This is a genomic window from Paenibacillus nitricinens, assembly GCF_052056485.1.
GTDB classification, from domain to species: Bacteria; Bacillota; Bacilli; order Paenibacillales; family Paenibacillaceae; genus Paenibacillus_AQ; species Paenibacillus_AQ nitricinens.
This window is the reverse complement of the sequence record NZ_CP183948.1, coordinates 5208963-5232121: the sequence shown is the minus strand read 5'-3', so window position 1 is coordinate 5232121 and position 23159 is coordinate 5208963. Positions and strand designations below refer to the sequence as shown.

The 23159-nt window shown below is 48.2% G+C and carries 16 protein-coding genes; all 16 read left to right on the top strand.

Going from position 1 to position 23159, the window contains the following annotated elements:
* Positions 1-280: 280 nt before the first annotated feature.
* A complete protein-coding gene (gene addB, locus ACN6KS_RS23390; RefSeq protein WP_440960613.1) occupies positions 281-3793 on the top strand; it encodes a helicase-exonuclease AddAB subunit AddB in 3513 nt (1170 codons plus the stop codon).
* Between the two features lie 2 nt (positions 3794-3795).
* On the top strand, positions 3796-7920 hold the full coding sequence (addA, locus tag ACN6KS_RS23385) for a helicase-exonuclease AddAB subunit AddA (protein WP_440962436.1): 4125 nt from the start codon (positions 3796-3798) through the stop codon (positions 7918-7920).
* A gap of 41 nt (positions 7921-7961) precedes the next feature.
* Positions 7962-9143, top strand: coding sequence for an exonuclease SbcCD subunit D (locus ACN6KS_RS23380; protein ID WP_094870313.1), 1182 nt, complete (start codon positions 7962-7964; stop codon positions 9141-9143).
* Between the two features lies 1 nt (position 9144).
* Positions 9145-12561, top strand: coding sequence for an AAA family ATPase (locus ACN6KS_RS23375; protein WP_440960612.1), 3417 nt, complete (start codon positions 9145-9147; stop codon positions 12559-12561).
* A 366-nt stretch (positions 12562-12927) separates the two neighbouring features.
* Positions 12928-13287: a histidine triad nucleotide-binding protein gene (locus ACN6KS_RS23370; protein WP_042130338.1), complete on the top strand. Its 360-nt coding sequence runs from the start codon at positions 12928-12930 to the stop codon at positions 13285-13287.
* 139 nt (positions 13288-13426) lie between these two features.
* A complete protein-coding gene (rpsU, locus tag ACN6KS_RS23365; RefSeq protein WP_036657994.1) occupies positions 13427-13600 on the top strand; it encodes a 30S ribosomal protein S21 in 174 nt (57 codons plus the stop codon).
* A 15-nt stretch (positions 13601-13615) separates the two neighbouring features.
* The gene (locus ACN6KS_RS23360; protein WP_042190953.1) at positions 13616-14059 is read left to right on the top strand and encodes a GatB/YqeY domain-containing protein; all 444 of its coding nucleotides are present in this window, start codon (positions 13616-13618) and stop codon (positions 14057-14059) included.
* Positions 14060-14198: 139 nt separating this feature from the next.
* Positions 14199-15563: an NfeD family protein gene (locus ACN6KS_RS23355; RefSeq protein ID WP_094876468.1), complete on the top strand. Its 1365-nt coding sequence runs from the start codon at positions 14199-14201 to the stop codon at positions 15561-15563.
* 63 nt (positions 15564-15626) lie between these two features.
* Complete coding sequence (gene floA / locus ACN6KS_RS23350) at positions 15627-16628, top strand: flotillin-like protein FloA (protein ID WP_060621995.1); 1002 nt, start codon at positions 15627-15629, stop codon at positions 16626-16628.
* Between the two features lie 18 nt (positions 16629-16646).
* Positions 16647-17198: a hypothetical protein gene (locus tag ACN6KS_RS23345; RefSeq protein WP_094870315.1), complete on the top strand. Its 552-nt coding sequence runs from the start codon at positions 16647-16649 to the stop codon at positions 17196-17198.
* A gap of 173 nt (positions 17199-17371) precedes the next feature.
* The gene (gene yqfC, locus ACN6KS_RS23340; protein WP_094870316.1) at positions 17372-17665 is read left to right on the top strand and encodes a sporulation protein YqfC; all 294 of its coding nucleotides are present in this window, start codon (positions 17372-17374) and stop codon (positions 17663-17665) included.
* Positions 17662-18843, top strand: coding sequence for a sporulation protein YqfD (gene yqfD, locus ACN6KS_RS23335; protein ID WP_094870317.1), 1182 nt, complete (start codon positions 17662-17664; stop codon positions 18841-18843). Before yqfC ends, yqfD begins: the two co-directional genes overlap by 4 nt.
* A gap of 15 nt (positions 18844-18858) precedes the next feature.
* Positions 18859-19830: a PhoH family protein gene (locus ACN6KS_RS23330; protein WP_042190944.1), complete on the top strand. Its 972-nt coding sequence runs from the start codon at positions 18859-18861 to the stop codon at positions 19828-19830.
* 14 nt (positions 19831-19844) lie between these two features.
* Positions 19845-22100 (top strand): HD family phosphohydrolase, encoded by a 2256-nt coding sequence (locus ACN6KS_RS23325; protein WP_094870318.1) that lies wholly within the window; start codon positions 19845-19847, stop codon positions 22098-22100.
* On the top strand, positions 22097-22594 hold the full coding sequence (gene ybeY / locus ACN6KS_RS23320; RefSeq protein WP_094870319.1) for an rRNA maturation RNase YbeY: 498 nt from the start codon (positions 22097-22099) through the stop codon (positions 22592-22594). The genes ACN6KS_RS23325 and ybeY overlap by 4 nt, the downstream gene beginning before the upstream one ends.
* Positions 22594-22989: a diacylglycerol kinase family protein gene (locus ACN6KS_RS23315; RefSeq protein ID WP_042130323.1), complete on the top strand. Its 396-nt coding sequence runs from the start codon at positions 22594-22596 to the stop codon at positions 22987-22989. The genes ybeY and ACN6KS_RS23315 overlap by 1 nt, the downstream gene beginning before the upstream one ends.
* Positions 22990-23159: the final 170 nt, after the last annotated feature.

Genomic DNA, 23159 nt, shown 5'->3' with positions numbered 1-23159 from the left:
TATATAAGTAATGGATTTTAATCCGTAAAAGGAGTCTTCGATCGAGGCCTCTTTTTACGGGTTTTTTGCTATGTTCTCAAAAGAGCTGAATTCGGGATTTACAAGATTATGATTGTAAATCATTAGAAAATACTAGCAAACGCATGTTCTGATTTGTGCAGTTATGCTATACTGAGGGGACGAGGAACGACTGAGCTTTTTCATTTGAACATTATCAAACGGTGAGTATTTCACCTTGTATCTTATACATTTTCTCCGCTACGGAAGGAGTCTATCATTTATGTCGGTAACCTTTTTACTAGGCCGATCGGGCAGTGGCAAGACAACGAAAATATGGGAGTCTATCTCAACTTCATTAGAGAAGGAGCCTCTTGGTGCGCCAATCATTATTCTTGTACCGGAACAAGGCTCCTTTGGAGCAGAACGGGGGCTTCTGACCGTAGGGAATGTGAAGGGAAGCATTCGGGCGCAGACACTGAGCTTTTCTCGGCTTGCCTATCGAGTGAAACAGGAAACTGGAGGTAGCGCTAGTCTGCCGATCAGTGAAGAAGGTAAAAAGATGTTGATTTACAAAATCATCAGTCGCCGTAAAGAGGAACTGAAGTTGTTCGGTGCCTCTGCAGACAGACCGGGTTTTGTGGAACGGCTCAATCAGCTGCATACGGAGATGAAGCGTTGCTGTTTGGCTTCCTCTGATTTAGAGGAGCAGCTATCCGCAATGCGAGGCGCTATTGCAAGAAGTCCAATTCTTGAAGGCAAGCTGGATGATTTACAGCTGGTATTCAGTGATTTAGAGAAGGAGATGTCACGCCTCTATATCGATGAAGAGGATCGTTTAGCGGAACTAGCTGAGCATATTCCTGATTCCTCTTACATTCGCGGGGCGCAGATTTGGGTAGATGGGTTCCACGGCTTTACCCCGCAGGAATTCGTAGTGCTTCGAGAATTAATGCAGCAAGCATCGAAGCTGACCGTGTCCCTTACTCTTGATCGTTCGTATCCCTATGGAGATCAATTAAATGAGCTTGAATTGTTTCACCCAACTGCGGTCACTTACATTAAACTGCGTGGAATAGCTGAAGAGCTGGGCATTGATGTGTGGGACGAGCTGCTGGAGCCAGCGGTTCTTCCGCGTTTTGAAGAAAGTCCTGTTCTTGCTCATCTCGAAAGAGGATATGACCGCCGAAAGGTCTGGATGGGTGCAGATGAACTGGCAAATGAAGCGATATCTATAGGCGCAGCAGTTTCACACAGAGCAGAGGTTGAGGGAGCACTGCGTGAAATGATTAGACTGGCGCGAGATGAAGGTGCAAAATATGGTGATATGGCCGTATTGATGCGTAATATTGGAGATTACGAGCAGCTGATTAAACCGTTGTTCCAGGATTACGGAGTCCCTTTTTTTCTGGACCAGAAGGTAAATGAGCTGCACCATCCATTGGTAGAGTTTGTACGTTCCGCATTGGATGTGGTGCGTCGACGCTGGCGCTTTGAGGATGTATTCCGCTGTGTAAAGACGGAGCTTTTGCTACCGCTGGACGGTAGTATTACGCGTGAGGATATGGATGCCTTAGAAAATTATGTGCTGGCTTGTGGGATTCAAGGGTATCGCTGGACGGATGGCCGTTCATGGAAAGGGATTCCTAGCTTGTCGCTGGAAGGCGGCAGACAGATGGATGAAGAACTGCTTGCTACAATGGAGCGATGCCGTGCTAGTATAACGGGTCCTCTATTTGCTTTTGAGAAACGGATACAGAAGAGTAAAAGCGGTCTTGAACTATGTACCGCAGTGTACAAGTTGCTGGATGAAACGGATGTTGCTCGAAAGCTGGAGAAACTTAGTGTCGGTTCTATGGAGAAGGGGCAACCCGAGAAGGCTAGAGAACATAGTCAGCTGTGGGGTGCAGTGCTTGATCTGCTAGATCAGATCGTCGAGATGATGGGCAACGAGAGACTTGAATTTGATGTGTTCACCGGAGTCCTAGAGACAGGACTTGCTGAGCTGAAGATGGGACTTGTTCCTCCCGCGCTCGATCAAGTACTGGTTGGTAACATGGATCGGACTCGACCAACGGGAGTTAAATACGCATTTTTGCTTGGATTTAATGAAGGTGTTGTGCCTGCGCAGTTTAAGGAAGATGGAATTCTCTCGGAAGGCGAACGCTCCGTGCTTGAGAACGCCGGTATGGAGCTTGCTCCTGGTGCTTCTCGTAAACTGCTGGACGAGCGGTTTTTGATCTATAATGCGCTAACGACAGGAAGTCGAAAGCTCTGGATTAGCTACGCCACTGCTGATGATGAGGGCAAGGCGCTTCTTCCCTCTGAGGTAATCCGTCATTTGCATAGAATGTTCCCAAGGGTGCAAGAGCATAGCTTGGCAGCACTTCCCCCAGTAGGACTACCAGAAGAAGTCAGGAATTCCATTCACCTCGGTTACATTGGTCATCCAGAACAAAGTCTTCGTGCATTGATTATGCAGCTTCGCCAGTGGCGCCAGGGGACGGAGATACCTGAATTATGGTGGGATGTGTATAACTGGTTCGCTGCTGATGATATTCGTAGTCTCGAATTGAAACGTCTGCTCAGTTCCTTGTTCTATCGTAACGTGGGAACGAAGCTAAAGCGTGGAACAAGCCTTAAATTGTACGGTGGATCGACACTGCGAGGCAGTGTGTCCCGGATGGAGAAGTTTGTTGCTTGCTCCTTCTCCCATTTTGCATCTTACGGACTTAGACTGAAGGAACGCCAGCTATATAAGCTGCAAGCACCTGATATTGGACAACTGTTTCATGCTGCGTTAAGTGACATGGCTGTAAGACTGAAAGAAGAGGGCCGCGGCTGGGGAAGCTTGTCTCCAGAGGAATGTCGGCGTGAGGCAAGTGAGACTGTAGAACGTTTATCACCGATGCTGCAGGGTGAAATTCTGATGAGCTCTAAACGTTACGGATACATCTCACGCAAGCTAAAAAATATTGTTGGACGTGCTTCTGTAATTCTGGGCGAGCATGCCCGCCGAGGCAGCTTTGAGCCGGTAGGGCTAGAGCTGGATTTTGGACCGGATAAGGAGTTGCCACCTTTAAGAATTACGCTGCCGAATGGCTGTGTGATGGAGGTTGTAGGACGGATCGACCGTGTAGACATGGCCCGTGGAGAGAATGGAATTCTTCTGCGAGTCATTGATTATAAATCGAGTCAAAAAGATCTCAAGCTGCACGAGGTGTACTATGGATTATCGCTACAGATGCTGATCTATCTGGATGTACTGCTAACGTATTCGGAGCAATGGCTCGGGCAACCGGCGCTTCCAGCAGGGACACTGTATTTCCATGTACATGACCCACTGTTAACCTCATCTAACGGGATGAACAAGGAACAAGCAGAACAAGAATTGCTGAAACGCTTCAAGATGAAGGGACTGCTTACAGCAGACCGCGAGGTTGTATCCCTGATGGATACGACTTTAGATAAAGGGTATTCTTCTATCGTGCCTGTAGCAGTAAAAGCTGATGGAAGTTTTTATAGTAGTGCTTCTGTAGCTACACCAGAGCAATGGGGGCACTTATTATCATCCGTTCGGGGAACGATCTCAGATATCGGGACACGCATTACGGAAGGTGATGTGGCGATTGAGCCATACCGGATTGGGCAAGAGACAGCCTGCACATTCTGTTCCTTTAGACCCGTCTGCCAGTTCGATGAAGCCGTGGAAGGCAATGGCTACAATAATCTGAGTAAGCCAGGGAAGGACGTTATCTGGGATCTGCTGTCCCGCAAAGGAGGAACTACACCGTGAGTATGAAGCCTGAAATAGAAGCGAAACCGGAAGGGAGCATATGGAGTGATGACCAGTGGCGCGCCATCGCTGAGAGCGGTGATGATATCCTCGTTGCTGCGGCGGCAGGTTCCGGTAAGACAGCGGTACTTGTAGAACGTATTATTCGCAAGATCAGCAAGGAAGAGAATGGCTTTAGCGTAGATAGATTGCTGGTAGCTACGTTTACCAAAGCTGCTGCTGCCGAGATGCGCCAGCGGATTAGGGAAGCACTAGACCGGGAGCTTGAGGAGAATGGAGAGAATGACCATTTACGCCGTCAGCTGTCGTTGCTCGGGAAAGCCTCGATTACAACACTACACTCCTTCTGTCTGGAAGTGATCCGGCGTTATTATCAGATCATTCCGATAGACCCCGGCTTCCGTATCCTGAACGAACATGAAGCAGAGATGATGCGGCAGGAGCTGCTTCAAGAGCTATTGGAGGAAAAATACGGTGAAGCAGGTGAAGATGGCGCGGATAGCGTATTTGTTCAGCTTGCTGACTGGTTCAGTGGTGAACGCAGCGATGATGCGGTACATGCGCTCATACAGCGACTGCATGACTATGCCCGCAGCCATCCTTGGCCAGAGCAGTGGCTTCGGGATACCGCAGCTGATTTCTCATTACCAGACACAGATAGCTTAGGTCGAACTCCTTGGGTGCTAAGTATTCTTGAAGAAGCGAAGCTGACCCTTGCGGGTGCAGCCAGTCAGCTTATCCAAGGCAGGGAGATCGCGCTACAGCCGGGTGGTCCGGCGCCTTATGCCGAGAATTTGACGACTGACCTTGAGATGGTAAGTGCATTGCAGGAGGCTGTGAATGAACGGCCATGGGCAGAATTATATGATATTTTCATGGAAGTATACTTTGGAAAATTGAAAGCTTGTAAGAAGGATTCGACAGATCCTGGACTGCAGGAAATGGTTAAAGAACTGCGCGATAGTGTGAAGAAAAGTATTTTAGATCTTCAGAAGGCGCTGTTTGGCCGTCCAGCAGATGTTTTTTTGAGAGAACTGAACGAGGCGGCTCCGCTTATGGCAGAGCTTGCGGAGACGGTGATAGCGTTCGGTGAACGTTATCGAATGGAAAAAGCAGGACGGGGTCTCGTCGACTTTAGTGATTTGGAGCATTATTGTCTGCAAATTTTGCGCCATCCTGATTCTCTACCAGGCCTTTCCCTGCCTTCTGATGCAGCGATGGAGTACCGCGCCCAATTCGATGAGGTTCTGCTAGATGAATATCAGGATACGAATAGTGTACAAGAAGAGATTGTGCGGCTGATCTCCCGCGAAACACCTGGTAACCGATTTATGGTCGGAGATATGAAGCAAAGTATTTATCGGTTCCGTTTGGCAGAGCCGGGGCTGTTCCTGGATAAATACCGTAGCTTTGGCTCTAAGAATGCCGGAGGTGGCAGTAATACAATAGGCGAATCCGAGTTAAGTGAGTTATCTGAGAAGTCTAATGAATCTTCCGGCGGTTCGGTTATCGATCTAGCCCGTAATTTCCGTAGTCGTATGGAGGTTGTAAATGCCGTAAATATGATTTTTCGGCAGATTATGAATGAGACGGTGGCTGAGATTAATTATGACGAACGCGCTGAGCTTGTGTATGGTGCGAATTTCCCGGGTGCAGCAGAGAAGGGGCCAGATACTTTTTTTGCACCAGAGCTATTATTGATCGATCGCGGAGCGGCATCGGGTAAAGTAGAAGAGACTTCTGAGGACGGTGAGCTGCCACTTCAGGAAAGCGAAGCTATTGAGAGTGAGACCGCGCAGCTGGAAGCAAGGGCGATTGCCCGGCGTATATTACAGATGACTGGCCTGAACGGCGGATCGCCGTTGTTGATTTATGATAAAGGGCTTAAGATTATGCGCCCAGTGATTTATGGGGACATCGTGATTTTGCTTCGTTCGGCGAGAATATGGACCCCTTTGATTATCGAGGAGCTTCGGATGGAGGGAATCCCTGCTTACGGAGATTTGAATAAAGGATATTTTGAAGCCACTGAAGTAGAAATTGCACTCTCACTTTTAAAAGTAGTCGATAATCCTCAGCAGGACATTCCACTCGCCGGCGTGCTCCGCTCTCCTGTCGTTGGTTTAACGGAAGAGGAACTGGCTACAGTTCGGATGTACAGCCATGGTTCTTTCTATCATGCTGTACAAGTGGCTGCGAGCTTGCAAGATATAAAGGAAGCTGAGGAAGAATACGATCTTTTCTCGGCTCATGTGATAGAAACAGCAAGTGCAGCGGAAGAGAAAGTCACCTCAGATAATAATAATGATGAAATCATTAATGAGGTGGAATCTGAAAGTGGAGCTTTACCGCAAATCAGCCTAAAGCTGAAGCATAAGCTTAAGAATTTTCTGGAACGGCTTGAAAGCTGGAGAGATGCGGCTAGACAAGGCAGTCTCAGTGAGCTGATTTGGCGTATTTATGGTGAGAGCGGCTATCTGGAATGGGTTGGAGGCTTGCCTGGAGGCTCACAGCGACAGAACAATCTTAAAGCTTTGTATGATCGGGCTGTTCAATTTGAGAATGATACTGCGGCGCGTGGGTTGTTCCGTTTTCTGGTGTTCATTTCACGGCTTCGTGAGAATGGCGGAGATCTTGGTGTAGCTGGTGGTGGCGGCGAAGAGGGCAATGGGGTCAGAATTATGACCATCCATAAATCCAAAGGCTTAGAGTTTCCTGTTGTTTTTATAGCGGGTATGGCGAAGCAGTTTAATCGACAGGATTTGCATTCTCCTTTCCTGATGCACAAAGAGCTTGGCTTCGGGCCACGTTTTGTGGAGCGGGAAACACGGGTCAGCTACCCGACGCTTCCTTATTTGGCTATTAATCGTCGTACACGACTTGAATTATTGGCTGAGGAAATGCGGGTATTATATGTAGCTTTAACTCGTCCGAGAGATAAGATGATTCTAGTCGGTACCGTAAGAGATTTACCACGGAAAATTGCGGGCTGGAGCAGTGTACAGAATCGGGATGAGCTACTGCTTGCTGATCATTTACTAGCCCGCGGTCGCAGCTATCTGGACTGGGTTGGACCGGCATTGATCCGGCATCCGGCGGCGGCTGTTCTTCGTAAGCTAGGCGGCTCTGAAGGTACCGTCTCGACAGTGCTGCACAGCGACGTCTCGAACTGGAGCATCAGTGTGCAGCATGCTTCCGAACTGAATTCCGGGGCGTTCCTTCCTTCGGATAACTCAGAGGACAAAGCAGAAGAACGTCAATCTGTACTCAAGGCGCTGCAAAAAGGTGAATCTGTAAGTGTCTATGGATCTGTGGATAGCGATGAAATTGCTAGAAGACTAGAATGGCCTTATCCGTTTGCGGCTGCCTCTGGTATTCCTGCCAAAACCTCTGTTACAGAGTTGAAATCTTTGTTGTCGATGCAGGATCAGCCTTCTTATGATCTCTTAGAGGAAGATGGTTATCCTGTCACCTCAACAGAAAACAATAAGCGTACAGATGTGGCAGGAGCAGACAGTCTGCATTTGCGGCGTCCGAAATTTATGGAAAAGCGCAGTCTAACCCCAGCGGAGCGCGGGACAGCTTACCATACGGTTATGCAGCATATTCCGCTGGAGGGTTCTGTTGATTCTAAAGTTGTGGAAGAAACATTAGCCCGTTTGCAGAGATTGGCTATTCTAACTGCTGAGCAGGTGGAGGCGGTTGCCCCCGATCAGATAGAGACTTTTTATACGAATGAACTGGGTCGTAGATTAATAGATTCTTCTTGGAAGCTTAGAGAAATGCCGTTCAGTTATATGCTTCCCGCAGGCGAGGCTTATGGAGGGCTCGATTATATGAATAAAGCCGTCTCAGAGCTAAGCCATGGAAATAATAATGAAGGCTTTAGTGAAGGAGTGCTGATCCAAGGGGTCATTGACTGCCTGTTCCGCGAAGAGGACCGGATGATTCTGTTAGACTATAAGACGGACTCTGTTTTAGAACATCAGGGTGGGTTAGAAGCGCTTAAAGAAAAATATCGTTTTCAGCTAGAGTTATACAGCAAGGCATTACATGATATTTTGGGAGAACCGATCAGCGAGATTTGGCTGTACTTTTTTGACGGCGGACATGCTGTGAAATTATAAATCTATTCATTACCGCATAGGAGCGGGGAAAGAGGACGAAGATGCGGATATTGCATACGGGAGATTGGCACCTCGGCCGAACGCTGGAAGGAAGAAGCCGGCAGAAGGAGCAGGAGCAGTTCATAGATGAATTGGTGGAAATCGCCGATTTTCATAAGGTGGATTTGATAATGATGGCGGGAGATGTGTACGATTCCGTTAATCCACCAGCGGCTTCAGAACAACTATTCTATGAGGCTGCCGCAAGGCTGACTGCAGGGGGCAGGCCCCTTGTTGTGATCGCCGGAAACCATGATCAACCGGAGCGCGTATCTTCAGTTTCACCGCTTGTATTAAGGCAGGGGATTACATTAGTGGGGCTTCCTACCTCAGAGCCAGTGACTGTTCATGCTGCACGAACGGGTGAGATCGCCAAAATCGCAGCTCTTCCTTATCCCTCCGAAGCGCGTCTCGGTGAACTACTTGCAGGAGATAGCGGAGAAGAGGAGCTTCGACTGGCTTATAGCGCACGGGTAGGCAAGCTCATGCAGCTGTTGGGACGGGAATTTACGCCGCAGACCGTAAATTTAGCGATGAGCCATATTTATGTGCTTGGTGGTGTGGAAAGTGATTCGGAACGTCCGATTCAGGTAGGAGGAGCATATACCGTTGATCCTTCTGCTTTGACTTGTGGAGCGCAATATACTGCACTAGGACATCTTCATCGCGCTCAGCGTGTCAAAGGGGAAGGAATGATCCGTTACAGTGGATCCCCGTTGGCATACAGTTTTTCTGAAGCTGGACAGGCCAAATCGGTGACGCTGATTGATGTTGCGCCGGGCGGTGAGCCAATCTTCGAAGAAATTTACCTACGCTGTGGGCGTCCGCTTGTAAGATGGAGCTCCACAGGTGGATTGCAGGAGGTATATAAATGGCTGGATGAAGGCAGAGATGCTTCTGCTTTTATAGATTTGGAGATTCGGCTTAGTGAAGCCATGTCGATGAATGATATACAGCGCCTGCGCAAGTCGCGCGAGGGAATTATTCATATTCGTCCCATTTACCCGCAAATGGAGATGGAGCTTGAACAGACTTCCCGTTCACGTATGCCGGTGCAAGAATTATTCCGTAAATTCTATCAGCGTCAGACAGGTGGAGCGGAACCGGAAGATAGTTTGATAGAGCTGTTCTTACAGCTAACTGAAGAAGAACGGCGTCAGCCAGAGGAAGGAGAGGAGAACTAAGGTGAAACCTATTCTATTAAAAGTTGCAGGATTACAGAGTTATAGAGAAATGCAAGAAATAGATTTTGAAAGTCTGTGTGAGACGGGTCTGTTTGGGATTTTTGGACCTACGGGCAGCGGCAAGTCTAGCTTGCTGGATGCTATTACTTTGGCGATGTACGGGAAAGTGGAACGTGCCGTTAATGGAACACAGGGGATTATGAACCACTCTGAAGATTCACTCAGCGTAGCGTTTACCTTTGAGCTCACTTCTTCCGCGGGGGCACGTCGTTATCGGGTTGAACGTAAATTCAAACGTACGGGAGAGCAAACCGTCAGCAACACGATTAGCCGTTTCATCGAAATTACAGCTGACGGAGATAACGTTATGGCGGATAAGCTCGCAGATGTTACGCGCTGTGTGGAGGAGCATATCGGTCTAAAAATGGATGACTTCACGAGAGCAGTTGTATTGCCGCAAGGGAAATTTGCCGAATTCTTATCACTTCGTGGCGTAGATCGTCGGCAAATGCTGCAGCGCCTGTTCCATCTGGAACAGTATGGCGATCAGCTGGCAATCAAGCTTAGCCGCCGGGTGAAGGAGAATGAGGCTGCGCTCCGCGCGCTGATTGCTGAGCAGCAGGGTCTTGGCAGCGCAGGCAAAGGGGATGTAGAGGCAGCGGCGGAGCGCCTCGAGCAGGCCACCCTTTATGCTGCGGAATGCCGCCAGAAGCTGGAGGCGGCGCTGCAGGTCTCGGAGCGTTTCGCGCGTATACGCGAGCTCCAAGAGGAACGGACCCGCCGCGAGCTACAGCGGCAGGGACTGCTCGCCAAGGAGGAGGAGATTCTCCTCCTTGAACGGAAGCTCGGCCAAGCTGACGAGGCCGAGGCTAGGCTTCCTGCGCTGAAAGCATGGCGAAGCGCGGAAGAAGCCTTTAAGAGCCGATTGGCCCGCGCGGAGGGCCAAGAGGTGCTGGCCGCCGCCGCCGAGCAGGAGGCTGCGCATGCGGCTGCCGCCGCGGCTGCTGCGCAGGCCGCGCTTGCAGCGGAAGAGCCGGCCCTCCGGGAGGGGGCCGGCACCTACCGCCGCGCGCTGGAGCTCGAGTCCGAGCTCAGCGCGCTACGGCGCGAACTCGCGGCTCTGCGCGAGCGCCGCGAAGAGGCCTCCCGCAAGCTGGCGGAGCTGCGGGAGGGCATGGCCCGGGAGCGTGAGCTTTTGGCCAAGGGCCAAAAGCGCCAGCAAGAGCTGCAGCAGAGCTTGCAGCCGCTCGGTGTCCGCTCCCAGGAGCGGCAGTCTCTGCAAGAAGCGATGCAGAGACTGCAAGGGCTGCACTCCGCCGAATCCCAGTGGGATAAGGCGGAGAAGGAGCGCCGCGAGCGTGCCGCTGCTCTCGCGGCTGCGCAGGCGCGACTCGCGGAGGCCGAGGGCCGTCGCGAACTGCAGGAAGCTGCTCGCGGGCAACTGATCCGCGAGGCGGCGGTACATCAAGAGAAGCTGCTGGCGACAGAAGAAGCTGCGCGTGCCGCAGCGGAGCACCTGGAGCAACATGTCAGTGCTTTGGAAGCAGCTATGAAGGATCAAGAGCTTCACAGACTGTCTTTAGCGCTAGCTAAGGAGCTGGAAGAAGGACATCCCTGCCCGGTATGCGGCAGCGAGCATCATCCTGCACCTGCATTATTGCAGGATAGCTTAGAGCAACAGGAACTGGAAATGAAGCTTCAGCAAGTTCGCACATTGTCCAGACGGGCTTTGGAAGCTCGTCATTTGTTCCGCGGTCTTCGTGAACAGGATCAAATATGGCTGGAGCAGGTATTTGGAAATGAAGTCATCGAAGCGGCAAATCACCCTGCAGCTGCTGGTTCAGAAGTCAGCACTACTGAGGTTTCCTCAACCGATGTGTCCGTTCCAGATGAAAAAGCCTTGGCAGAACTTGAAGCTGCACTTTTGGCATTAAAAGGACAGTCAGGCGAGCTACGCCGAATTGCGGTACAGTGGCAGCAATCGATGCAGGAGGTCCAGCAGTTGTGCCTCAAAGAAGCGGCAGGTGTCACAGGTGAACGGAGCTGGGTAGAAGGAATCGCTGCCAAAGCTGAGGAACTAAGCGCCCAGCTAACGGCTATGCGGCAGAACTGGACACAGCAGTTCCCGGATCTGGCACCTGGAGAAGTGGAACAAGCTTATCGTGATCTGTTAGCGAAGGATGCACAAGCTGAAGAAATTAGATCTCGTCTTGATATCAGCGTCAAGTTTCTGGAGGAGAAAAATGCTTCAGTGCAGAACCTTCAAGAGACCATAACGGGGCTGGATAAAGAGCTGGCTCAATCGATCACACAGATCGAAGGCAAGGAAGAATTGCAGCGTGAAAAAGATCAGCGTTTACTGGAGTGGACGAATGGCCGTGCTGCTGCTCCTCTTCTAGCGGAATGTGAAGGACGTCTGCAGGAATTGTTAACTGCTCTGGAGACAAGCAAGCAGTTACATCTCGCGGCGGCGGAGAAGGCTCAGCATGAGGTTAAGGAAGCAGCAATTACACGCCAGGCTGCAGAATCTGCGCGTGAACATTACGTAGCAGCTTCCAGTCATTGGGAACAAAGCTTGGCTTCTTCAATGTTTAGTTCAGCCGCTGAGGTTGAAGGAGCAGCGCTCACTTCTGAAGAACGGGAAATGGCATCTTCCCGCGTACGTGCTCATCGTGCCGAAGAAACTGAGGTCTCGTTGCAACTGCGTAACATTGAAGAGAAGCTTGACGGGGCCAGCTTAAGTGAAGAAGAATGGCAAGAAAGTCAAAGGACCTTAAGAGAAAGCAAGGCGGAGGATGAAATATCTCTTCAGGCAAGAGCACGTGCAGAGCGTGATCTGGAGGACCTGCGGCATCGGCATATCCGCTGGATGGAGCTTGAAGCAGAGCGGATTGAGCACGCTTCTATGCAAGATCAACTCTCCAAACTACAGACGGTCTTACGCGGGAACGCCTTTGTTGAGTACATTGCTGAGGAACAATTGATGCAGGTGTGTCAGTCCGCTTCTCAGCGGCTTCGATTCCTGAGTAAGCAGCGTTATGCATTGGAGGTTGATTCGGGTGGCGGCTTTGTGATCCGTGATGACGGGAACGGCGGGGTGAGAAGACCTGTCTCAACCCTGTCTGGTGGAGAGACCTTCCTAACATCCCTTTCGCTGGCACTTGCTCTTTCAGCTCAGATCCAGCTGCGTGGGCAATATCCGTTGCAATTTTTCTTCCTGGATGAAGGCTTTGGTACTCTCGACCCAGAGCTGCTGGATACAGTGATTACTTCACTTGAAAGGTTGCATAATGACCAGCTGTCTGTCGGTATTATCAGCCATGTTCCAGAGCTTCGTGCAAGGTTGCCACGCAAGCTGGTGGTAGTTCCTGCTGAACAAGGTGGAGGGGGATCTCGTATCCTTTTGGAAAAAATGTGAAGTGTTTTAAACCGTGTGATCGATATCACAGATACAGCATCAACGCACTGTTATAATACAGCTAAGCCGACATTACTTTAGAAACACCTCGGCGGACGTATGACCGGGAATTTAATCCTTTTCATACGTCCGCCGCCGAATCAGCTTTATAAGCTGTGAAGGGTGTTTCTCTTTTTTTTGCCATTTTTAACCCTACGGGTGTATATATAGCTCCACTTCAATGGTTAATGGATTTCATTCTGTAATAGATACAGCTCTAGCGTGCGGATGTTGAATCTTCTAGCGTCTTTCGTAATTGGTGATTATCCTGTATGATTATCTTATGATGAAGTGAAATTTCACCAATTTTTAGGAGGCAAGCACTCTATGGAGACCGTGTTTAGCAAAATTATTGAGGGTACTATTCCTTCCAAAAAAGTATTTGAGAACGAACGTATTCTTGCATTCTACGACATCGAGCCGGCTGCACCGGTACATGTGTTGATCATTCCAAAGAAGTTCATTGCTTCCATGAATGATGTCACACCTGAGGATCTTCCGTTAATTGCGGAAATTCACAGTGTAGCGCAACAGATCGCTATCGACCTTGGGATTGCCGAGTCTGGTTATCGTTTGATCAATAATTGTGGTCCTGATAGTGGACAAGCTGTGCCTCATCTTCATTATCACTTGCTTGGTGGGGCCAAGCTGGGAGCTCTCACAGGAAACTCAGCTTCTCACGCATAGTACAATCATTAAATGTTGAAGAACTTGCCAGAAAAAAAGAATAACACGAAGGTTGACACCCTATTTCCGTTTGACCTATAATGGAATTTGATAAACCGTGTTATGCTCTTGGACGGTATGGTCGGAGGGAGGGGAAACTGTGTCTGAAACGAAAGTTCGCAAAAACGAGACAATTGATGCTGCACTTCGTCGCTTTAAACGTTCCATCGCAAAAGATGGTGTCTTGGCTGAGGTGAAGAAACGCAAACATTACGAAAAGCCAAGCGTTAAGAAAAAGCTGAAGTCTGAGGCTGCTCGTAAGAGAAAGTTTTAGGAGGATTACCCACGCATGAATCTTAGCGAGAGATTGAACGAAGATATGAAGCAAGCGATGAAGAGTAAGGACAAGTTCACGCTCTCCACGATTCGAATGGTTCGTTCTACAATAAAGTATCTTGAAATAGATTTGAAGAGAACATTGGACGACAACGAAGTGCTTGATATCCTTAGTCGTGAAATCAAACAGCGCAAAGATGCCCTCCAAGAATTTGAATCAGCGGGTCGCGATGAGCTTGCCGCGAGTACGAAGGCAGAAATCGAGATTATTATTAAGTATCTTCCCGAGCAACTTTCCGAAGAAGAAATTAAAGCAATTGTACAGCAGACCATCCAGGAAACCGGTGCTTCTTCGAAAAGTGAAATGGGTAAGGTCATGAGCGCACTGATGCCTAAGGTCAAAGGTCGCGCCGATGGTAAACTCGTGAACCAAGCGGTTCAGCAATTTCTGCAATAATATAGCGCCAGCACCCCTTGCAAAAGGGGTGCTTTTCTTTGTTTTGAAACGTAATTACGCTTACAACGTAATAAAGTGTATGTGTCCCGGGTCAAATTGAAGAAGGGAGGTAAAAACATTGAAAAGATTACGGAAAATTATGTTAGCCAGCATTCCGGTTGTTTTACTGCTACTGCTCTTAACGCCGTTTATCCCGAATGTAAGCGCTGATGTAACCGTGCCAAAAGCACCAAAGGCTGCGAATGGTGAGATGAAGAAAGGCCCGGTGTTTATTATTCCGGTTGATCAAAAAATTGAAAGAGGTCTGCAAAGCTTTTTGGAAAGAGGGTTCGCAGAAGCTGCTAATTATGGAGCGGTTCTAATTGTACTGGAGGTGGATACACCGGGGGGACTGGTGAGTTCAGCAGAACAGATTGGGACGATGGTAAGAGATAGTGACATACCTACCGCAGCTTTTATTAAAGGTGATGCCGCTTCCGCAGGCAGTTACATAGCACTTAACGCAGGTGCAATCATCATGAAGCCGGGCAGCATGATCGGTTCTGCATCTCTAGTAGATAGTGGCGGCCAGAAAGTAGAAGACGCGAAGATGGTGTCCTACTGGAAATCAAAAATGATTGGAGCCGCTGCTTTAAATGAGCGTGATCCTGATATTGCTGCGGGAATGGTCGATAGTAATTTGGTTGTGGATAAGCCAGATCTAGGCGTATCTAAAGCGCAGGGCGAAATTATTGCCTTGTCTAGTGACGAAGCTTTAAAAGCTGGTTATGCTGATCAAATTACAACCACTCCAGAAGAGGCAATTACTTGGTTAGGTTATACTACAGATGATATTTTTCGTGTGGAGCATACGGGTGCCGAGAAAATGTCGCAATTTCTGACAAATCCGATTATTATGACGATTCTGCTATTCATCGGGATTACAGGCATTGTGATTGAGTTGATCGTTCCGGGCTTCGGTGCACCTGGGATTATTGGGACATTAGCCTTTGTTTTATATTTTTTCGGAAATTCTGTAGCAGGGTTTGCCGGATCAGAGACTTGGCTTTTGTTCATCATCGGACTTGTCATGCTTGTGCTGGAGCTGTTCGTGCCGAGCTTTGGGATATTGGGAATACTAGGTTCCGTCAGCCTTGTGGCAGGTGTCGTACGCGCAGCATACAGCTTCACACATGCATTGTTTAGTCTCGGTATCGCATTCGCGGCTGCAACAGTAGTCATTGTGATTGTGGCTGTCGCATTTAAAGAACGTGGAATTTGGAATAGGTTTATTTTGAAGGATACGCTCTCCAAAGATCAGGGATTTGTACCTGTTGAAGAGAAGTTAAGCTTAGTTGGAGCTATAGGAAACAGTATTACACCACTTCGTCCATCCGGAACGGCTATGATTGGCGGCGAGCGGGTAGATGTCGTTACTGAAGGCAGCTTTATTAGCGTTAATGCACCGGTCTCTGTTGTAAAAGTTGAGGGCGGACGGATTGTGGTGAAGGAAATTAAGGAATAAGGTAAAAGATAAAAGGTATGGCGAATAGTAGCTCCACAATAATTTACTGGAGGTTGTAAAGTTATGGAAGCATCTTTAATTACTTTTTTGTTGATTGCGGTAGTCGTAGTCATTTTGTTGAGTGTCTTTTTAAGCTTCTTCCCGGTCATGCTCTGGATTTCTGCATTGGCGTCAGGGGTTAGAATTAGTATTATTACGTTAGTAGCGATGAGACTGCGTCGTGTAACACCAAGTCGGATTGTTAATCCTATGATTAAAGCGACAAAAGCTGGTCTTGGACTTAACATTAATCAACTGGAGAGTCACTATCTCGCTGGTGGTAATGTAGACCGGGTGGTTAATGCCCTGATTGCCGCTCAGCGTGCAGACATTCCTTTGGAATTCACTCGCGCAGCAGCAATTGACCTCGCAGGACGTGACGTACTTCTGGCCGTTCAGATGAGTGTAAATCCACGTGTGATCGAAACACCTATTGTAGCGGCTGTAGCTAAGAATGGTATTGAGGTTAAAGTAAAAGCAAGGGTTACTGTTCGTGCTAATATTGACCGTCTCGTTGGTGGTGCTGGTGAAGAAACGATTATTGCCCGGGTCGGTGAGGGTATTGTAACTACGGTAGGTTCGAGTGATTCGCATAAAGATGTTTTGGAGAATCCAGATTCGATCTCACGTACAGTTTTGGCCAAAGGTTTGGATTCCGGTACGGCTTTTGAGATCCTCTCCATTGATATTGCGGATATCGATGTAGGTAAGAACATCGGTGCTTATCTTCAAACCGAACAAGCAGAAGCGGATAAACGTATTGCACAAGCTAAGGCTGAAGAACGCAGAGCAATGGCTGTCGCTCATGAGCAAGAGATGAAGGCACGCGTTGTTGAAATGAAGGCGCTTGTTGTGGAAGCTGAATCTCAGGTGCCTATGGCGATGGCAGAGGCGCTCAGAAATGGTCAAATCGGTGTGATGGACTACATGAACATCAAAAATATCGAGGCGGATACACAAATGCGAGGCTCCCTCGGCAAAATGAATGATCAGGACGACAATAACCGTCCTAACAATAATAAATAAAAGGGGATGTGAATCTCCATGAGCTGGATCTATATCGTTGCGGTAATTATCTTCGCGATTGTATCCAATGTGAACAAGGCTGCGAAGAACAAACCTAAAGGTGCTACACGTGGAGGAATGCCCACTTTTGGTGGAGGAGATGAGAATCCTTTACGTCGTAATAAGGATGTGGATGGGAGCGGAGACCACCCTGAACAGTCTAGGAGTGGGTTTCCAACTCCTGTGACTACATCCTCCCGCGAGTATGATGCATCACCTGCCTTTCCAGAGCCTGCGTACATCCCGACACCAGATTATTCTACTGGAGAAGGTATGTCTTTGGAGCACGCTGATGACGGAGTTGAATTGCGCACGCAAAAAATGCAAGAAGAGGTGCGGCGTATTCAAGCTGCTTTTGATGGAATCGCGGGAGCAGATTCCAAATCGGAGAAGACGAAGAGCACATCCTCTGACACAGCTGTCGAGTCAAATAGAACAGCAAATAGGGGTGAGCTGCGCAATGGTGTGGTTTGGGCGGAGATTCTAGGACCTCCGCGCGCGCGCCAGCCGCATTCCACCCGAAGATCGTAATTTTCGGTCAAAGTAACAATTTTAAGCCTTAGTTTTCTTATCTTAACGATAGGAAAGCTGAGGCTTTTTTTATGTTTTTTATACCTGAATGCTGCTCCTTTATTACTTCTTCTCATAAACAAAAGTGTTGCCGCATAAGGTGTACAGAAGGCAGGAAGGGGGAACGTCTACTTATGACCCGTATTGGCCGCAGGCTGCGGGGATGGACAAACGGGGTGCTCGATTTACCACAGGACTTACTACAGGAAATGCCCCGGATCACCCTGATCGGCAATAAAGAACTGTATATCGAGAATCATCGCGGCGTGCTGCATTTTTCCTCAGGCCAGCTTAAGCTCGCGTTAGCTAATGGATCGCTTGAAATCACGGGCGAGGATCTTGTCATTCGCAATATTCTTGGCCAGGAGCTGGCGGTAGAAGGCATTATCGGAGAGATCAGATATAAAGAAAGCGAGGGGAAATCATGAAGGAACCACCTCTTTCATCATTGCGGGGATCCGTTACACTGCATGTGACGGGGCCTCAGGTGGAGAGATTCATTAATGTCATTTCTGAAGCAGGTATAGTGATTTGGGATGTGAGGCCCGCTGAGGGCGGCGCTTCCCTTAAGCTGCTTCTGAATGATTTTTATGTCCTCCGTCCGATTTTAAAGAAGACAGGCTGTCGGATGCACGTTACAGGAAGAAGCGGACTGCCTTTTTTGATGGCGCGGCTTTGGAAACGTAAATTTTTTGGCATGGGAATATTGGTATTCGGGATTATGCTCTTTATGTTATCCACGATGGTATGGAGCATTAGAGTCGAGGGGAATGAAAAAATTGCTTCTGAGGATATATTGGCAGCTGCTCGTCAGGAGGGGGTGTATCCTTTTCAATGGATATGGCGTCTGGATGAGCCGGACAAGCTCTCTAAGGGGCTCCTAGCCCAATTACCCGGCGTTTCATGGATAGGGGTGCAGCGGACGGGGACGAGCATTAAAATTCAGGTGGTAGAATCTAAACAGCCGGATATTAAACCTCTTCTTAGCCAGCGGCATTTGATTAGCAGAACAGATGCGGTGGTAACTGAAATATATGCGGAGCAGGGCAGACCGGTTGTAGCGCGTAACTCACGGGTCAAAAAAGGGGATATCCTGATTTCGGGTGCTTTAGGCGACGAAGAGAATGTACAGTACGTGGTGGCTAAAGGTGAAGTTAAGGGTCTAGTGTGGCATGAATACAATATAGAGGTGCCTCTTACAACAACAAATAGTTCATATACAGGGGATCGTAAGGATCGAACCTATCTGGTGCTTGGCAAATGGGCTATCCAGCTATGGGGTTATGGCGATTCTCCTTTTGAGAAATCACGAACGCTTATTGAGCACGATCCGCTATCCTGGCGGTCCTTTAAGCTGCCGCTGGGCCTAATGACTGAGAAAGAAATGGAGATTAGTGAAACAAGTGAGACATTAACTCCAGAGGCTGGATTTGAAAAGGGAATAGAGCGAGCGAAGAATGATATTTTGGCGCGTTATGGCGTTGATAGCGTCATCAAAAGTCAAAAAGTTTTGCATGAGAAGAAAGAGAATGGTAAAGTTTATATGAAAGTGATCTTTGAAGTAGAAGAGAAAATTTCCGAAGAACTGCCAATAGTAAACAATTGAGGAGAATGAGGCTACTTGTCAGAACAGACTGCAAGCATTCGTATTACTTTGCAAAATGCGGGAGAAGCGCAATCGTTGTTCGGCCCGCAAGATGGATTCCTAAAAATCATCGAGAGTGAAATTCCTGCTATTATTGATTCCCGTGAAGCAGAGTTAACGATACGTGGTGCGGAGCGGGAAGTAGACATGCTGGGACAATTGTTTAATGTGTTGCTGTCCCTCATTCGGAGCGGTTACATACTTACTGAACGTGATGTGCAGTACGCTGTGGAGCTGGCGAAAGACTTTCGAGTCGATCAATTGCTCGATTTGTTCAAGGGAGAAATTACAACAACTTTTCGTGGAAAGCCTATCCGTGTCAAAACGATTGGCCAGAAACATTATGTGACAACGATCAAGAAGCGTGATATTGTATTCGGAATCGGTCCTGCAGGAACGGGTAAGACCTACCTGGCGGTAGTGCTTGCAGTTACGGCACTAAAAGAAGGTTCTGTTAAGCGTATCATTCTTACGCGCCCAGCAGTAGAAGCAGGAGAGAGTCTAGGGTTCCTCCCAGGGGATTTGCAAGAAAAGGTAGATCCATACCTCCGTCCGTTATATGATGCCTTATACGACGTTATGGGGCCAGATCAGGTGGCTAAGGCGCTTGAACGGGGATTGATTGAAATTGCTCCGCTCGCTTATATGCGTGGTCGTACGTTGGACGATTCATTTATTATTTTGGATGAAGCCCAGAATACAACGCCTGAGCAAATGAAAATGTTTTTGACTCGACTCGGCTTCGGGTCCAAAATGGTGATTACGGGTGACGTTACCCAGATTGACCTGCCTCGCGGCAAGAAATCCGGTTTAATTGAGGCTAAAGCGATTTTATCCGGCATAGAAGAACTCGGTTTTGTTTATTTTGCGGAGCAGGATGTAGTACGGCATTCCCTGGTGCAGAAAATTATCGTTGCCTATGACCGCTCTGCCGAAAACCTCCAATAAAGGGGATTGTCTTCATGGCTTCAAAGCAACCATCTAAATTAAGCGGATTTGTATATACGAACAACGGATGGAAGTATAGCGCGGCGACACGCTATGCTCTTTTCCTGTTACTCGGACTTGTGTTCTACTTTAGTCTGTCGCCCGATCTACTGCCTAAGCGGTACGATATTAAAGAGAATACGCTAAGCGCGAAGGAGATTACAGCGCCCAAGCAAATTTTGGACAAGAAGGCAACACTAAAGGCGGCGGAAGAAGCGGCCGAAGGTGTATCTCCTAAGTATAAAATTATCCCGATGAGGGCTGATAATCTTGTGACATCGCTGCTGGACCGGATTGATCGCCTGAATCAGGATGATTTGATTTCACAAAGCGATAAGACTGAGATTTATCGTGATGAGATCCCGCAGAGAGCCAATGATTTTATTTTGAATTTCATAGCCTCCAATCGGGGCGGAGGCACTTATTCCGATCATCTTTTGGAGGAAATGCAATCTGTCATAAAAGAGCAGACCTATGTCATTCCAGATGAAACTTACATTAAGATTCCGCGACTGACCTCTCAGGACATTATCGAAATGAAGCCTGTCGCTCGTGATATTGTGACTAGGCTGATGAACGATCAAATCACGGATGCCCAGACTGCGCGCGCCAAAGTGGCGGAGCAGGTCAGTATCAGCTCTCTGAGTCAGCGCACGGCGCGTGAGGTTGTGCAGGAGTTAGTCCGGCTTGTTATTACAAGCAATAAGTTCTATGACGAAGATGCAACGAAGGAAGCAAAGGTGCAGGCTCGTGAGAACACACCTGATGTGTTTATTGAGCAAGGCGACGTCCTCGTCGCTAAAGGTCAAAAAATCACCCCTGAGCTCTACGCCCTTTTGGATGAGAATGGCCTGCTAAGTAATGAGGTCAACTATTGGCCTCAAGTTGGATTACTATTACTTTCTACCATGCTATCTGCGGGTCTGATGGTGTTTATCCGTTACTCGGGTGGAACCGCGGGCTTCAAGTATAACAATTCCCAGTTATTAATGCTGGTGCTTGTGTTTGTTATTACGATCATTTCCATGCGGTTGACCGCAATTTTGCAGACGGATGTCCATTCCTATCTCGGGTATCTGGCTCCAGTAGCCATTGGTGCTATGCTGATTACCATGCTTCTGGATATGACATTAGCATATTTCTGTTCTATCCTGATCAGTATACTTGCCAGTATCATTTTGAATGTTCAGCAGAATTCGGTGTTTGATTTTACCTTTGGCTTCTTTTCAATTGTTGTTTGTTATGTAGCTATTTTTGCCACTCATCGTGCAGGCCAGCGTTCCACATTATTAAAAGGCGGGATTATGGTATCCCTTTTTGGCTGTGTGACCGTCTTTATGCTGACCCTCTTAGCTGGTGGTGAATGGAAAGATGTAAGCACGCTGTATGCCGTTGGTTTTGCTTTTGCGAGCGGACTTTTGACCGCAGTGCTTGTGATTGGTCTGATGCCTTTCTTTGAAGCTACCTTTGGTATTCTATCTGCCCTGAAGCTGGTAGAGTTGTCTAATCCGAACCATCCCTTATTGCGCAAGCTTCTTACGGAAACACCAGGAACCTATCACCATAGCGTCATGGTAGGTAACCTGTCAGAAGCGGCCGCAGAAGCGATTGGAGCAGATGGCCTATTGTGCCGTGTGGGGTCGTATTATCATGATATAGGCAAAACAAAACGTCCGTTTTATTTTATTGAGAATCAGAATAATATGGAAAACCCGCATGACTCTATTGAACCGAAGCTTAGTAAATCTATCATTGTAGCTCACGCCCGCGATGGGGTGGAAATGCAACGGGAATATAAGCTGCCCAAACCGATTCGTGATATTGCTGAGCAGCATCATGGCACTACGTTCCTGCATTATTTTTACCATAAGGCTCTGAAGCTGGCGGAAGAAAAAGGTGTTGAGCCTGATTTTACCGAGGAAGATTTCCGTTATCCTGGCCCGAAAGCTCAGTCGAAGGAATCGGCTGTTGTAGGAATCGCCGACAGTGTTGAAGCTGCGGTACGATCCTTACGCAAACCAACCGTCCTTCAGGTGGAAACGATGATTGAGAAAATTATTAAAAGTCGACTGGATGATCATCAGTTTGACGAATGTGATTTAACGATTAAAGAATTGGACATTATTGCACGGACGCTGAAAGAAACGGTCATGGGGATTTTTCATTCACGGATCGAATACCCAGAAGATGTGCGTAAGCCGAAAAAAGAGGAAGGGGCAGCTAATCCATGAGTTTAGAGATCGTTTGGGATAACGAGCAAGAAGAATACGAGATAAAGGACGATCTCATCGCACTGCTGGAGAGTATTTTGAAAAAAGCAGGTGAAGCGGAAGGGATCGATCAGGGGGAGGTTGCGCTTACTTTTGTCGATAACACTCGTATTCATGAGTTGAACTTGGAGTACCGGGGAATTGACCGTCCGACGGACGTACTTTCTTTTGCCATGAATGAAAGCGGAGAGGACGAGCTGGACATTATATACGAAGTAGAAGAGGGCGAAGCACTGGAAGATGTTCCGGATGTACTGGGAGATATCATCATTTCCGTAACTCGTGCTCAGGAGCAAGCGCAGGAATATGGTCATTCGCTGGAGCGTGAGCTTGGTTTCCTCTTTGTGCACGGATTTCTGCATTTGTTAGGATATGATCATCAGGATGAAGCTTCAGAGGCAGAGATGATGTCTAAACAAGAGAAGGTACTAGCTCAGGTTGGGTTGACTCGCTAATGGTGAAGAACACGGCGGTAGGACACAAGAAGTTCTGGCACTCTTTTCGGTTTGCATCGCAAGGCATCGTGTCGGCATTCAAATCGGAGCTTAACATGAAGGTGCATTGCTGTTTGGCTGTGGTTGTACTTGTTGCCGCTGCCGTGTTCAGACTTCCTCTGGCCAGTTGGATGCTGCTGCTCTTCTCCATTACGCTTGTCTTAACTGCCGAGCTGCTCAATACGGCAATCGAGGCGACGGTAGACCTGATCTCGCCGGAGATTCATCCGCTGGCTAAGAGAGCAAAAGATACCGCCGCAGGAGCTGTGCTTCTTACGGCGGTGTTTGCTGTCTTAGTCGGGGTCTATGTTTTTTACCACCCGGTGATGGACTGGATTAGCGGACTTATGTCATAATCAGGTTACAATTCAATTTAGGGGAGAGGCGGACCCGCGTTTTGCGATTCCGCCTCTTTGGTTACTGGATGTTTAGGAAGCGAGTTTTGTACGAAGTAATTCCAGGTTGAGACGCTAACAAAACTAAGTGGATGCTCTCGAAGTGAGTTTTGTACGAAGTAATTCCATGA

Bases quoted from the DNA above. Each gene is read 5' to 3' on its own strand.
- yqfC (WP_094870316.1), top strand. From the start codon at position 17,372: ATGACCCGTATTGGCCGCAGGCTGCGGGGATGGACAAACGGGGTGCTC.
- ACN6KS_RS23370 (WP_042130338.1), top strand. From the start codon at position 12,928: ATGGAGACCGTGTTTAGCAAAATTATTGAGGGTACTATTCCTTCCAAA.
- ybeY (WP_094870319.1), top strand. From the start codon at position 22,097: ATGAGTTTAGAGATCGTTTGGGATAACGAGCAAGAAGAATACGAGATA.
- ACN6KS_RS23360 (WP_042190953.1), top strand. From the start codon at position 13,616: ATGAATCTTAGCGAGAGATTGAACGAAGATATGAAGCAAGCGATGAAG.
- floA (WP_060621995.1), top strand. From the start codon at position 15,627: ATGGAAGCATCTTTAATTACTTTTTTGTTGATTGCGGTAGTCGTAGTC.
- addA (WP_440962436.1), top strand. From the start codon at position 3,796: ATGAAGCCTGAAATAGAAGCGAAACCGGAAGGGAGCATATGGAGTGAT.
- addB (WP_440960613.1), top strand. From the start codon at position 281: ATGTCGGTAACCTTTTTACTAGGCCGATCGGGCAGTGGCAAGACAACG.
- yqfD (WP_094870317.1), top strand. From the start codon at position 17,662: ATGAAGGAACCACCTCTTTCATCATTGCGGGGATCCGTTACACTGCAT.
- ACN6KS_RS23380 (WP_094870313.1), top strand. From the start codon at position 7,962: ATGCGGATATTGCATACGGGAGATTGGCACCTCGGCCGAACGCTGGAA.
- ACN6KS_RS23325 (WP_094870318.1), top strand. From the start codon at position 19,845: ATGGCTTCAAAGCAACCATCTAAATTAAGCGGATTTGTATATACGAAC.
- ACN6KS_RS23345 (WP_094870315.1), top strand. From the start codon at position 16,647: ATGAGCTGGATCTATATCGTTGCGGTAATTATCTTCGCGATTGTATCC.
- ACN6KS_RS23315 (WP_042130323.1), top strand. From the start codon at position 22,594: ATGGTGAAGAACACGGCGGTAGGACACAAGAAGTTCTGGCACTCTTTT.
- ACN6KS_RS23355 (WP_094876468.1), top strand. From the start codon at position 14,199: ATGTTAGCCAGCATTCCGGTTGTTTTACTGCTACTGCTCTTAACGCCG.